This window comes from Sulfurimonas sp. (genome assembly GCF_026988655.1).
GTDB lineage: Bacteria > Campylobacterota > Campylobacteria > Campylobacterales > Sulfurimonadaceae > Sulfurimonas.
The window spans coordinates 22,777-36,245 of the sequence record NZ_JALSKT010000065.1 but is presented as its reverse complement, the minus strand read 5'-3'; the positions used below and the strand labels follow the sequence as shown (position 1 = coordinate 36,245).

Below are 13,469 nucleotides of genomic sequence, written 5' to 3'. Positions count from 1 at the left end.
CTTTAAAACTAAAATATCTCCATGAAACTTTGTATATATCTCTTAGGTAAAAAAGTGTAATACGCATAAAAGCTAAAAGTGCAAAGCTCTTGTATATATCTGAAATGTATTGTGCAGGAATTTCAAAATCAAAACGCAGTAAAAAAGCGATATAGACTGCTAATCCTATGGCAAATAAGTCTGTCAGTATAAAAAAAAGTGTTCGTTTTAAATTTGTCGGGGTAAATATATGCAACTTAGAGTACCTTTAAAGTTTTCAAAATTAATTTTATGTCATTTATAAAAGAGATAGTATCAACATAATTATAATACAACTCTATCTTTTGTGGAAGAACAATATCAAGATAAGCTTTTTCTTTATCTTCATACTGATTCATTATCTCCTCTTCATCTCTAAACTCTATGGCTGCATTATCCGTTATACCGGGTTTCACAGCTAAAACTTTAGTATATTCATCTCTTTTTTGTGCAACAAACTGCATAACCTCAGGACGAGGTCCAACGAGTGACATATCTCCTTTAAGTACATTGAAGAGTTGCGGGAGTTCATCTATCTTCGATTTTCGTATAAATTTTCCAACTTTTGTAATGCGGACATCATCCCCACTTGTAACACTTGGACCAATTTTATCAGCACCCTCGACCATTGAGCGAAACTTATAAATGTTAAACTCTTGAAAATCTTTGCCTACTCTTTTTTGCATATAAAAAATCGGACCCCTTGAGCTTAGTTTTATCCACAAAGCTATTACAAGTAAAAGTGGAGATAAAAGTAATAAGCCCAAAAATGATGCAAGAACATCAAAAACTCTTTTGAAGTATTTTTTATACATTAGCCAACTATTTCTTGTACTTTTTCAATAACAAAAGCAACTTCTTCATCACTCATATCAGGATAAATAGGAAGTGAAAGCGATTGCTCAAACACTGCGTTTGCCACAGGATAATCTTCATTTTTATAGTGATATCTCTCTTTGTAGTAAGGATGTTTATGTATAGGAATAAAATGCACACTACATCCAACACCAGCTTCTTTTAACTGCTCTATAACACTATCACGATTGTCGATTTTTATTACATACAAATGCCATGATGTTTCTCTATCCTCTTTTACAAAGGGAAGAGTTATATTATTGTTGTTTTTAAACGCAGTAGTATATTTTTGTGCGATATTTGCTCTTTTTTTACAAAGTATCTCTTGTTTTTTTAACTGTACTAAGCCAATTGCAGAATTTATATCTGTTGTATTATATTTACAGCCATTATCAACTATCTCATAATACCAAGCGCCTTTAGTGGTGTATCTATCCCAAGCATCACGACTAATGCCGTGGAGTCTGTTAATCCGCATACTTTTTGCATAAATTTCATTGTTTGTTGTAGCCATACCACCCTCACCTGTTGAGAGTGTTTTTGTAGCATAAAAACTAAAACATGTTACATCAGTTCCTTTGAGATTTCCAATCTTTACACCCTTATAACTACTCGGCATTGCATGGGCTGCATCTTCTATAACTTTTAAATTATATTTTTTTGCAATAGCATAAATCTCATCCATATCACAAGCTTGTCCCCCAAAATGAACGGGCATGATGGCTTTGGTTTTTTCTGTGATGAGTGCTTCAATCTTTTTAACATCTATATTATGCGTATCTTCTTCAATATCGCAAAGCACAGGCACAGCGTCAAAATAAGTGACGACTTCTGCCGTTGCTACAAAAGTATTTGTAGGCACGATAACCTCATCACTGCGTTTGATACCAACTGCTTTGAGTGCCAAATGCAGTGCCGCTGTTGCACTATTTACACTGATCGCTTCACTAGAGCCTATAAACGCTTTAAAAGCCTTTTCAAACTCTAGCGTTTTAGGACCCATAGTGAGCCAACCAGACTTCATGGCGCCAACTACTGCGTTTATCTCTTCATCTGTTGTATGTGTTTTATGAAATGGTATTTGCATTTTTACTTCTTTAGTTTATAGACTTTTACAAGTGGATTTAAAATCACAGGTTCAAAGAGACTTTTATCATAGTTTTCAAAAACAAAAAGCTGAATAAACACAGAATTGTACATAGCATTATCTAAGACAAGAAAAGTATGATAGTTTCGCATATAGACAAGATTTACATTGGAGTTATAATCCAAAACTTGATCTTGTTTTTGAATTTTTCCTTGCTTATCATACTCTACAACACTAAAATGATGCAACTTAACTTTTTGAGAACCTAGTACTAATTCTCCCGTATTTTTAAGAAAACTCACTCCATTACCTAGTAAAATCTTATTGCCACTCTCTCTAAAGTTTTTTGAAACAAAAAAGAGCTGTTGTCTGTACTTTTGTCCACTATTGAGATCAAGATTGGAAAATACTGCCACTGTTGGAAAGATATTGAGCATTCTGTTTGGAAGATAAAGATAAATATCTCGTGTTTTTTTCGGTAATGGATAATCACTCAACTGCATCTCATCAAGAACACTATTAGCATCAAGCGCAGTTGCATTATGCTCAAAGATAGAGTTTGCTACTGGCGTATATGCAAGATGTTTTTTTGCATAAAGTTCAACCGATTTACGTGCAAGATTAGCTGCCTGTGTTTGTGAGTCAGTTGTCAAAATTTTAGAAATTATAAAATTATCATGATGATGTTTTCCACCATCTATAAGTGTATTTGTATCACTATAGTACCAGATTGGATAGCCATAATCCCACCATGTCAGTGTATAATCTTTAGGAGTCGCAATCTTTTTGAGTTGATCTAGCACCTTCACTTCTTCTTTATTAAAAACCGTAGGTACTTTGTAGGCAAGTATATGTTGAATATTTGGATAAAGCAGAGCTGCTGTTGCCATAACTATGGCAAAGTATTTTGTTGTCTCTTTTACGATTAATTTATCAACAATAAAATAAATCAAATAAACTGCACCGATAGCCATCGCAGGAATAGCATACACAGTAAATCTTAGACCGCCCATGTAAGCAAAAAAACCAATGGCAATAAGCGGTAAAAAAAGTAAAAATTCTTTTTTCTTAAACACAAGCAGTCCATACCCACCAAGTGCAAGCACAAAGGTAAATACTGAACCAGAAATCCTGTTTGCAAAGGTTTCAAATGGGATCTTGCCAGCTTCGCGAATAGTTTGTGCAACATCGTAAAAGTGAAGCACGCCACCCTCAACACCCGTTTTAGTGTACCAGCTTATTTTTGAAAGTATCAACGCGTAACCATCACCTGTTAAAATAAATATAGCAATGGAGGCAATAGCAATATACAAAGGGTTTTTATCTTTAAGAACAAAAGCCTGTTTACTCAAAAAATAAAAAGCGATAAGTACTGCAAGTTTTACTACAAGTATGATTTTAACAAGTGCAATACTCATAAAAACCAAAGAGAGATAAAACTGCTTTTTATCTTTTATAAATGCAATACCATATAAAGTATATGCAACAAAAAGTGCTGTAATAGCCGCATATCCTTGAGGATAAAAGACAACATAAAAAGAGGTAATAAGAGAAGCTGTGAGTATCGTTACAAGTTTATCATCTTGAACAAATTTCATAATATAATAAAGAATAAATACCGGAAATACTAAAGCATACATATCCGTATCAAAGTAACCTACCATCGTACGGTTGTAAAAACTCCAAGTGATAGAAGCTAAAAGAGCCGCCAAAAAACCAACAAACTCAAGTTTACACAAACGCATGATCAATATGATAGGAATCACAATCAGACTCGACACAAAGGCAGGGATATACAGTATAATCGTATCAAGAGAAAAAGGTAGAAATTTCGCTAGATAATAAACACTATACACCGTTCCCGGATAGGTATCTATGGCAGTTTGTAGGAGTTGATTGTCAGGGTTTGAACCTGTGAGCATATCCTTTACAACCGTAGCAAAGAAATACCCGTCATTGGTATTTATCATCAACTGTCCATCCCAGTAAAAAGGATCATATCCTCCAAACTGATATACCCAGATATATCTGCATGCCAAACTAAAAAAGTAGGCAAAAATCATATAAAAATAGACATCAAATTTCTTAAAAACATGTATCATAATTTATTTCTCCATTAGGTTTTGATATTTTTGTGCAAGTTTATCATAAGTAAAATACTGCAAGATATATTGCTTGGCATTTTCACCAATTTGTTCTCTCTCTTGCGTTTTCATTGCATAAATTTTCTTTATTCCATCAGCTATGGAAGCCGCATCTTGAGCTTCGACACTCACCCCACATTTTGCTGTCTTTACGATGTTGTTCTCTCCCGAGTCTATAGCATACACAACGGGTTTAGCGCTATACATATAGTCATACAGCTTATTTGGTGAAACACCATACTTAAAAAGGTTCTCTTTTTGAAGCCCGATATAACAAGCATCAAATAAGCCAAGCATACTCTGCACCTGTTTTTTAGGAATGGAATCTATAAAAAGTATATTTACTGCGTTTAGATATCGTTTCATTAGATTTTGTTTTTCTTGTCCATCTCCTACTATCACAAAAAGTATCTCTTTGTTTTGTTCTAGTAGTTTTGCGGCTTCACAAAAGCTTTCTAATGCATTAGCAACCCCAACAGTTCCCGTATACCCTACAATAAATTTATCTTTTGGCATCACTTGTTTTATGTTTTCATCTAAGGGCTCTATTTGAGAGAGTTCATCCAAATCAACCCCGTTACTTATCCACTCAAAATCTCTATCAATACCCAAATCTTTTTGCATATGTTCACCATAATTTTGCAAATTTGAGACAATAACATTAGACTTTAAAAGCGCAAAACGCTCAAACCAAGCCATCAATTTTATAAATGGGTGGCTTGGCTTAAAACCGCCAAGTTCTACTAAACTCAAAGGCCAAATATCTTTGACTTCATAGATAAGTTTTGCCTTATATATTTTTGACAAAATCCAAGCAGGAAAAATTGGAAAGGGTGCCATAGGAGAGACGATGATAACATCAGGTCGTCTCAAACTCAAAGGTAAAAAAAAGACTTTAAACATAAAAATAAACCATTTTAAGACTCTACGTTTATCATGCGAAGTTCCATAGTTTAAAGTAGGAAGCCAAAGATAATCTACCCCATCAATATTCTCTTTTTTTTGCTTTGGAAGATTTTTAAAAAGATGCGAATATGATGAAGAGACAACTGTGACGCTATTGCCAAGCTTGACAAGCTCTTTGCCAAGATAATAATGACGAAACTCCATCCCATGATACGGCGTTCCAGCGTACTCATTTATAATCCAAATATTTTTAGGCTTCATAGGCTAATAATTCTTGTATAATATTTTGACTAGCCTTACCACCACCATAAAGATCTAAGGTTTTGGCTTCAAAGGCACTTCTGTTTTTAAACGCAGTAAGTATCTTCTCATACTCTGCACCTACTAAAATATTGAAACCATTTTCTACAAGCTCTATCCATTCGGTTTCATCACGCAGAGTGATACACTGTTTTTCAAAAAAGTAAGCCTCTTTTTGGAGTCCTCCACTATCTGTCATAACCAAAGAGCAGTGATCGATGAGCCAAACCATTTCAAGGTAACCAACGGGGTCTATAATAGTTAAATTTTTTGTATCTATTGCTAAGTTATCAAGGATCTTTTTTGTTCTTGGGTGTAGTGGCAAAATAATTTGTTTCTCTTTTGCAATTCTATTGAGAGCTTTGAAAATAGATTGTATTCTTTGTTCATCATCTGTATTTTCAGCTCTATGAATAGTACATAGCAGATAATCCTCAGAGAGTTTACACTGTGGTTTAATGGCTAAAGACTTATAAAACATTGCCCCATCTTGCATTACGTCACCTGATTGTATTATCTTAATATCAAACGCAGTAAAGCCTTCATTTTTAAGATTTTGTACAGCAGTATCAGTAGGACAAAAAAGTATCTGACTGACTCTATCTGTCAGTATTCTGTTCACCTCTTCTGGCATCTTCATATTAAAACTTCTCAGACCTGCTTCTATATGTGCTAGTTTTATGTGTAGTTTACTCGCTACTATTGCCCCTGCAAGTGTTGAGTTGGTATCGCCATAGACCATAACCCAATCAGGATTTTCTTTCAAACAGACCTCTTCAATCTTCTCTATCATCTGTCCGGTCATAGCACCATGTGTTTTACCGCCAATTCCTAAAAAATAGTCTGGTTTTGGTATCTGCATCTCATCAAAAAATATATCACTCATATTTGCATCATAATGTTGTCCTGTATGAACGATGACTTCTTGTATCTCTTTATGTTTTGCAATTTCGCGACTGACTGTACCTGCTTTGATAAACTGTGGTCTTGCGCCTAGTATTGTTAGTATTTTCATTTCAATATACCTTCATAAATATTTATCATTTGGTCTACATTATCATTCAAATTGTAAAATTTTTTAATTCTTTCCCTTCCATTTTCACCCATTTTATCTCTCAACTCTTTATCTAATATTAACTTCTCAATTGCATCGGCTGTAGAAAATTCATCTCTTGAAAGAACTATAATGCCTGTAACTCCATCTTTAACAACTTCAGGCAAGCCTCCAACATTAGAAACGACAACAGGTTTAGCACATGCAGATGCCTCTATAATTGCCACTCCAAAACTTTCGCTATCTGATACTGACACTGATACTGATAACATATTTTGATATTTAGGAACTTCCGAAAAATGTACTTTTCCTACAAAAAGAGTATCATTCTCCAATTCTAACTTTTTCACTAATCCTTTTAAATTATTTTCTAAGCTGCCTCCTCCAACTATTAAAAGTTTTAAGGGTAGTTCTTTATGCTTGTCACTCACTATCTTAAATGCTTTTATGAGATATTCTATCCCATATTCTTCTTCTAATGCTTTTACTGTCCCTATTATAATGTCATTTTTTCTAAATAAGTTTTCTTTAGTATACATTGGCTTAAACTGCTCCATATCAATTCCAAATGGAGTAATTTCTATCTCTTTATCTGTATATAAATTTGTTTCTTTCGCCATTATATGTGAAGTAGATAGAATTTTATCTGCTTGTTTTAAATTATATTTTAAAATCAATCGATGCAAAAAAGATTTATTTGGAAAACTAAAGACATCTGACCCCCAAACAGACAAAACAAATGGATGAAACCTACTTAATGCTCCAAGCAAACCATAACTCGTTGCATAATGTGCATGTAAAATATCAGGCTTAAATTGTTTTACAATCTTTTTAAGCTCAGGCACCGCTTTAATGTATTTTAATTTACCCAGAGCCCCTTCATGCAGAGTTGTATTTTCATTTAAAGTAAAAATTTCAATATTTGAAATATGTTGATAATCATCTACTATACAAGGGTTTAATCCAAAAATCAAAATATCAATTTTATTTTCAGAAAGCAGTTTAGCCCATTTTATAATATGTACAGAATTTGGGTCACCTAAGAGAATTAATTTCATTTTAACACACCTAATAATAACTTCTTTTGTTTTTCAATTAATTCATTACGTAAAAAGGATCTATTAAAAGATTTATTATTACTTGATGTCAACTGATCTTGAAAAAAATCTACAAAATTATTTTTACTTTCAAAATAATCCAATATAGGAATCCTACATAAGATATAGTCAAATACTTTTGTGCCAAAATCATAATTTGGATCCCTTATTACTGCAATACCATAATCAGCTAATAGAATCTCTTCGTACATTTCCTTACGATTCATCCTTGGCAAAAATTCTATTTTTATATTATTTAAACTGTTCTTTATTATCCAGTCTTGAATCCATTTATTTTTTCCTATATTGGAACCAATTAATTTCAAAAGAGTAGGCTTTGTCTTCCGATTAAGATTTTTTAAGATTTTTTTCACCTTATCTTGTCCATATTCAGAAAATTGTCCTGCACAGACAACAATAGAGTCTAATGCATTATTTTTAGTAATTCCCTGAGTATATATTTTATTTACAAGTTCTAAATCATGTTTACTATATCCATTTGTAATTAATAGAATTTTCTTTTTTGTAAGGTCTTCTAGATAGCTTTGTAATCCACCTGTACATGTTATTGCTAATGATGCTCTTTTTATTGCAAGTCTTTCATAATAAGAAGCAAGAGAAGCTTTGATAATATTCTTTTTTGCAGTTCCTCCATACCCAGTTTTCATTGCAATTGACCAACCGTCTCTGATATCTATAATAATGTGCACATTAAACAATAAAAACAAAAACCAGTTTCTAAATGGAGGCATACTAATAAAAATATTTTTTATTTGATGTTTATATATTAAAATTATTAATTTTATTTTTTCACTAAAGGTATTGGGTAAACTCCATTGTATTACTTCAATATTATGCGATGTATAAAATTCTATATATGCATGAATCCTTTCAAAAGATGGTTGACCCTTTTTTATATTTTTAGGAATTAGTATTAATATTTTTTTCGTCATTTTACAATTCTTTTTCTATAAATTTTTTGATATTTTTTTCATAATTTTTTTTATACAACTCGTTTTGTTTCTCTTTTAAAGACTTGTCATATATCTTTGTAAAATCATTTTCATTTTCTATAATATAAAGATTTTCATTTGTTATCTCCCCCATTATTTGTGTTGCCAGATTATGGATGTTGTACAATATCGATTTTTTATCAAAAAACAATGCTTCAAGCGCGCATGTTGAATAAGCACTAAGATGTGCGTTGCTAACTCTTAAAATATCATAACATGAAAATTCACCTTTAAAGAGGTAAATGTTTTTTGGCAAATCAAGTTTTTCATAATAAACCTTTTCAAAATGCCTTAATGAAAACATAAAACATACGTCTTTGTGTTTTAAAGCAAGTGATTTAACGAATAAAGCAACTTCCTCTTCTACTGTGTATTGTGTAGAAACTGATAAAGAGTATCTATATTTACTAACTAAACCTTGTAAATCTTTAGGAATACTCTCTTGTAATATTTGCTCAAGCGCATCACTGCCAAGAGCATATATCTGAGTAAAAGGATTATTTTTATTTTGCTCTATAATACACTTCTCGTACGTTCCATAGCTTAACAATACATCTGGAAAATAAGCGCTTTGTAACTTTTTATTTAAGTTATATGCAAAATGCTTTGAGCCTATCATCCCATGCTGTGCTTCAACTACTTTTATATTGAGCTCATGTGCCGCTTTTATAATCTCTTGTTTTCCATAATAACAGCTTACAAAAATAACTTTGGGTTTATAAATTTTTAAAAAAAACTTCATAAAATTTTTCACAATGATAAAACGTATTATAATACTTTGATAATCAACTTTGCAGTTCTCATTATCATTCATTGCATCAAGCAATTTAATTGAGATATCTTGCTTATAAAAAGGAGTAACTGTTCTTGTTAATAGGCTTGAAAAGAGAGAAAGTAAGTTTCTTGAAACAATGTGTTTTGTTGGCACAAGTTTTTTTGGATAATACGCAGTCGATGCCTCTTCAATAAGTAAAAATTTATCCTGACCCACTATTTCCATCATCTTTTCAAAACTTTTTTCTCTATAATTCCCATCAATGTATTGCCTATTGTTACTGCTACTAAATACCAAATACTCATAAGATCTAAACCAATGCCCAAAACCATACAAAGATTTTTGCACTATACCTAATCCCTTTCTAAAGAAAATACTTTTATTTTTATCATTATACGTTGTTGTTATAGACTTAATAGTTTCTGCAAAATAGTGATTTCTCAGATATGCCCAAACCTGCTCACCTTTATAAGAGATATTTTCAACATCATATGTCGATTCAATGTTTTTAAAAGTATTAAACATCGCTTTTCCAAAACTTCCATGGCATTGCATAGACTTTGTTACTCAGCCACCAAGTGACTATAAATGTGATGATATATGACAACAAAGTAGCTTCTGCCGCCCCAATTGCACCGTGTAAACTAATAAGGATATACAAAAGAGCTATGTGAATAATTGCCGTAGCAAATGTTATCATCGCTAAGATATGTGTTTTTTTTACAAAAAATATATAATTTGTCACCATAAAATACATCCCGCCAAAAGCAAAGGCTAAAGAAAAATAAAGAATGTATTTAGAAGATTGTATAAACCTTTCACCTAAAAAATAGGGAATGATAAGTTCTAAAATATAACTTACAACAATAGCTAAAAAAAAGATAGCTATAAAATAAATATACGAATAAAAAACAAGTTGTTTTTTTTGTTTTTGACTCGGATTATTAGCAAGAATTTTAAACAGATAGGGACTCCATGCCTTGTTAAACGCAGTAACTATGATACTAATCACCATACCAAGCTGATACCCAACAGAGTAGATACCCGTTGCAGTTGCTCCTAAAAGGCTCATAAGCACTACTCTATCTGCACCTGTTTTAATCCAGCCAGACAGAGCATGAGGAACAAGAGGAACGCCAAATTTCAGGGCATCTTCAAGATAGTTTTTATTGAATTTAAAGATTAAATACCCTCTTTTAAGGATAAATATAAAACTTATCATAGAAAACAATACACTTGCTATACTCGTTGCTAAGAGTTGCCCTTCCCAGCCAAGTCCTAAGCCAACAACCAATAAAATAGATAAAATTGTTGTTATTAAAGTTTGCACTATTTTATAAAAACTATAAGCCTTTGGATTTTGTTCTGCTGTCCACAAAAGCATATTTATCGTGGTAAAAAATTGAGAAAAAGCAAGAAAAACTGCGACAATTAGCCACTCTTTTTCTAGTTTTAAGTGTTGTAAAATATAGGGAAAAAAGAGTAGAACTATCAACAAAACTAAAATGGTTGAAATATTTAAAATAATGATAGTATTGCCAATATACTCTTTGAGTTTCTCTTTTGTTAATTGAAAAAAATTAACATTAATGGCACCTTCGACACTCAAACCTATAAATACAGACAATATACCAACACTAACACTAAATATGGAAATAATTCCATAATCATCTGGAGTTAAATAACGAGTAAGTATAGGCAACATAAAAAAAGGAACAGAACGATTTAAGATATCACCTAAAATAAATATAAATGAATTTTTTAGTAATTTTTTACTCATGAAAGAGTCTCATATAAACTGGAAATCGAGGCTTGCCATTTTTTGTCAGTTCTTTATATTTGAAAGTAACTCTACTTCCAATGGCAGGAGGGTTTTCTCTTTGGACATCACTAAAGCCAGAACCGATTTTAAAGATTTCCCCATTATTAAGTTGGCACTTCAGCGCACCAAGTTTACCGCTATATTTTCCTTTGCCTTTTGTGTAGCCGATAACTCTACACTCTGCATCTAAAAAAGATTTTACTTTCAGTGCTTTACTTGTTCTTTTGGCGATATATACTGCGTTTGGATCGCGAACAACAAGACCTTCTCCACCTTTTGCTTCAACACTTTTTAAAAATTTTCGCATATTTTCTTTGGATTTCACAGCTATTTGTGGAATGATTTTAAGAATATTACTCTTATAAGGTTGCACTTTTTCTAATCTTTCAAAAAGTCCTCCTACTGCGTTTGGAACTTCAAATATATTGTAGCTTATTTGACTCCACTCTCTTGAGGGAACTCTATCTCGGACAATTGAGGAGATATGACTAAAATCACTGCGTTTACTCCAAAGCTCACCATCTATGGCAAAGGGTGGAAACTCTTTGGTAAAGTACGCAGGAGCATGAATGATTTTTCCCCCTCTACTGAGGAGATACTTCCCATCCCAATACGCCCGAATTCCATCAAGCTTTTCACTCATCACCCATCCGCTAATGTTTTGGTCTTTATAGGTCTTTAAAAGCAGGAGATTTGGTTTATCTGCTAAAAGTATGAATGGTAGGAGAAAAAAGAGAAAAATTTTAATCATAAACGCTCACAAATGTACTCAATCTCATCATCACTAACATAAGGATTCATAGGCAAAGACATAATCTCTTTACTCACTCTCTCAGCTATAGGAAAGTCACCCTCTTTATACCCTAAGTAACTAAAACACTCTTGCAAATGCAGTGGCATAGGATAATGCACTGCGGTTGGAATGCCTTGCTCTTTGAGTTTGGCTTGGAGTGCATCTCTGTTTTGAACTCTCACTGAGTACTGTGCCCATGCTGATGTTGCGTTTAGATCTACAAAGGGGAGAACAAGTTCTTTGTTTTGTAAAGCTGTTGTATATTTGGCTGCTACTTCTTGACGAAGGGCGAGATCGTTTTTGTAGTGTTTGAGTTTAACATTGACTACTGCACATTGAAGTGTATCCATTCTTCCACCCATACCGATGTATTTATGGTGGTAGCGTTTGTTTTGTCCATGGACTCTGAGCATTTTCATCTTTTGGGCCAATGCGTCATCATCGGTAAAGACTGCTCCGCCATCTCCAAAGCATCCAAGTGGTTTTGCGGGGAAAAAGCTTGTTGTTGAGATATCACCTAGGTTTGAGTCAGTTTTTCCTTTATAGGTACTGCCAAAAGATTGTGCACCATCAATGATGACTTTGAGACTGTGTTTGTTTGCAATTGCCCCAATGGCATCCATATCTGCTGGTTGTCCATACAAACTTACAGGGATAATGGCCTTTGTTTTTGCAGTGATTTTTGCTTCTATTTGGTTTGGATCGATGTTGTATGTCTTTTCATCTATATCTACAAATACCGGCACAGCACCTAAAAAAGCAATCGTCTCAGCCGTAGCTATAAAAGTAAAAGGCGTAGTTATTATCTCATCACCTGGTTTAATATCAAGTGCCATCATAGCTAAGATAAGGGCATCTGTTCCACTACCACATGTTATGGCATGCTTTGCACCTGTAAAAGATTGTAAGTTCTCTTCTAACTCTTTGACTGCATCACCCATGATGTAGTTTGCTCTATCAAGCACATCTTGCATTGCTTTGTCTATCTCTTCTTTATAGAGTTTGTACTGGTATTGTAAATTTGCGAAATCTATTTTCATTTATCTGTAACCTTTAGAGTATCATCTACTATCTCATAAAAAGCAAACTCATCTTCAGCTTTATTGTCACTAAACTTGAGTGTATTGCCACTGATGCCTACCCAGCCTATTTGCTTCGCAGGAACACCCACCATAAGCGCATAGGGTTTTACATCTTTATTTATCACCGCACCACTGCCAATGAGTGCATACTCACCTATGGTGACACCACAGACTACTGTTGCGTTTGCACCTATAGAGCAGCCTTTTTTGAGTAGTGTCTTTTTAAACTCATCTTTTCTTTGTATGAAAGCTCTTGGATTAATGACATTGGTAAAGACCATAGAGGGTCCTAAAAAAACATCATCTTCGACCTCTACACCTTCATAGATGGATATGTTGTTTTGCACTTTGACACCATTGCCCACTTTTACTTTTGGACCAACGACACAGTTTTGTCCAAAAGAGCAATTTTTGCCTATGGTTGTTTGACTGAGTATATGGGAGAAGTGCCATATCTTAGTGCCATCTCCTATAGTTACATTCTCATCTAGATAGGCTGATTCATGTGCAAAGAATTTCATGG

Annotated in this window: 12 protein-coding genes; all 12 read right to left on the bottom strand. The window is 33.3% G+C overall.

The window, feature by feature from the left end; all coding sequences use genetic code 11:
* Positions 1-236 precede the first annotated feature (236 nt).
* The 12 genes from MV052_RS06985 to MV052_RS06930 are packed head-to-tail and all read right to left on the bottom strand — an operon-like array spanning position 237 to position 13,467.
* On the bottom strand, positions 237-833 hold the full coding sequence (locus tag MV052_RS06985; protein ID WP_297442342.1) for a sugar transferase: 597 nt from the start codon (positions 831-833) through the stop codon (positions 237-239).
* Positions 833-1,960, bottom strand: coding sequence for a DegT/DnrJ/EryC1/StrS family aminotransferase (locus tag MV052_RS06980; protein WP_297442339.1), 1,128 nt, complete (start codon positions 1,958-1,960; stop codon positions 833-835). The genes MV052_RS06985 and MV052_RS06980 overlap by 1 nt, the downstream gene beginning before the upstream one ends.
* Positions 1,961-1,962: 2 nt before the next feature.
* Positions 1,963-4,062 carry an STT3 domain-containing protein gene (locus MV052_RS06975; RefSeq protein ID WP_297442337.1) on the bottom strand — a complete coding sequence of 700 codons (2,100 nt, stop codon included), beginning with the start codon at positions 4,060-4,062 and terminating at the stop codon, positions 1,963-1,965.
* Between the two features lie 3 nt (positions 4,063-4,065).
* Positions 4,066-5,271 (bottom strand): glycosyltransferase family 4 protein, encoded by a 1,206-nt coding sequence (locus tag MV052_RS06970; protein ID WP_297442335.1) that lies wholly within the window; start codon positions 5,269-5,271, stop codon positions 4,066-4,068.
* Entirely contained in the window at positions 5,261-6,325 is a 1,065-nt protein-coding gene (wecB, locus tag MV052_RS06965) for a UDP-N-acetylglucosamine 2-epimerase (non-hydrolyzing) (protein ID WP_297442333.1), read from the bottom strand. The genes MV052_RS06970 and wecB overlap by 11 nt, the downstream gene beginning before the upstream one ends.
* Entirely contained in the window at positions 6,322-7,422 is a 1,101-nt protein-coding gene (locus MV052_RS06960) for a glycosyltransferase (protein ID WP_297442331.1), read from the bottom strand. Before MV052_RS06960 ends, wecB begins: the two co-directional genes overlap by 4 nt.
* Positions 7,419-8,414 carry a hypothetical protein gene (locus tag MV052_RS06955; protein ID WP_297442329.1) on the bottom strand — a complete coding sequence of 332 codons (996 nt, stop codon included), beginning with the start codon at positions 8,412-8,414 and terminating at the stop codon, positions 7,419-7,421. The genes MV052_RS06960 and MV052_RS06955 overlap by 4 nt, the downstream gene beginning before the upstream one ends.
* A 1-nt stretch (position 8,415) precedes the next feature.
* Positions 8,416-9,804: a hypothetical protein gene (locus MV052_RS06950; protein ID WP_297442327.1), complete on the bottom strand. Its 1,389-nt coding sequence runs from the start codon at positions 9,802-9,804 to the stop codon at positions 8,416-8,418.
* Complete coding sequence (locus MV052_RS06945; RefSeq protein WP_297442325.1) at positions 9,767-11,029, bottom strand: oligosaccharide flippase family protein; 1,263 nt, start codon at positions 11,027-11,029, stop codon at positions 9,767-9,769. The genes MV052_RS06950 and MV052_RS06945 overlap by 38 nt, the downstream gene beginning before the upstream one ends.
* Positions 11,022-11,822 (bottom strand): DNA ligase, encoded by an 801-nt coding sequence (locus MV052_RS06940; protein ID WP_297442323.1) that lies wholly within the window; start codon positions 11,820-11,822, stop codon positions 11,022-11,024. The genes MV052_RS06945 and MV052_RS06940 overlap by 8 nt, the downstream gene beginning before the upstream one ends.
* The gene (locus MV052_RS06935) at positions 11,819-12,904 is read right to left on the bottom strand and encodes a DegT/DnrJ/EryC1/StrS family aminotransferase (RefSeq protein ID WP_297442321.1); all 1,086 of its coding nucleotides are present in this window, start codon (positions 12,902-12,904) and stop codon (positions 11,819-11,821) included. Before MV052_RS06935 ends, MV052_RS06940 begins: the two co-directional genes overlap by 4 nt.
* Positions 12,901-13,467 (bottom strand): acyltransferase, encoded by a 567-nt coding sequence (locus MV052_RS06930; RefSeq protein ID WP_297442318.1) that lies wholly within the window; start codon positions 13,465-13,467, stop codon positions 12,901-12,903. The genes MV052_RS06935 and MV052_RS06930 overlap by 4 nt, the downstream gene beginning before the upstream one ends.
* Positions 13,468-13,469: the final 2 nt, after the last annotated feature.

Excerpts from the sequence above, each read along its gene's own strand:
- MV052_RS06985 (WP_297442342.1), bottom strand. The coding sequence starts at position 833 with ATGTATAAAAAATACTTCAAAAGAGTTTTTGATGTTCTTGCATCATTT.
- MV052_RS06980 (WP_297442339.1), bottom strand. The coding sequence starts at position 1,960 with ATGCAAATACCATTTCATAAAACACATACAACAGATGAAGAGATAAAC.
- MV052_RS06975 (WP_297442337.1), bottom strand. The coding sequence starts at position 4,062 with ATGATACATGTTTTTAAGAAATTTGATGTCTATTTTTATATGATTTTT.
- MV052_RS06970 (WP_297442335.1), bottom strand. The coding sequence starts at position 5,271 with ATGAAGCCTAAAAATATTTGGATTATAAATGAGTACGCTGGAACGCCG.
- wecB (WP_297442333.1), bottom strand. The coding sequence starts at position 6,325 with ATGAAAATACTAACAATACTAGGCGCAAGACCACAGTTTATCAAAGCA.
- MV052_RS06960 (WP_297442331.1), bottom strand. The coding sequence starts at position 7,422 with ATGAAATTAATTCTCTTAGGTGACCCAAATTCTGTACATATTATAAAA.
- MV052_RS06955 (WP_297442329.1), bottom strand. The coding sequence starts at position 8,414 with ATGACGAAAAAAATATTAATACTAATTCCTAAAAATATAAAAAAGGGT.
- MV052_RS06950 (WP_297442327.1), bottom strand. The coding sequence starts at position 9,804 with ATGCAATGCCATGGAAGTTTTGGAAAAGCGATGTTTAATACTTTTAAA.
- MV052_RS06945 (WP_297442325.1), bottom strand. The coding sequence starts at position 11,029 with ATGAGTAAAAAATTACTAAAAAATTCATTTATATTTATTTTAGGTGAT.
- MV052_RS06940 (WP_297442323.1), bottom strand. The coding sequence starts at position 11,822 with ATGATTAAAATTTTTCTCTTTTTTCTCCTACCATTCATACTTTTAGCA.
- MV052_RS06935 (WP_297442321.1), bottom strand. The coding sequence starts at position 12,904 with ATGAAAATAGATTTCGCAAATTTACAATACCAGTACAAACTCTATAAA.
- MV052_RS06930 (WP_297442318.1), bottom strand. The coding sequence starts at position 13,467 with ATGAAATTCTTTGCACATGAATCAGCCTATCTAGATGAGAATGTAACT.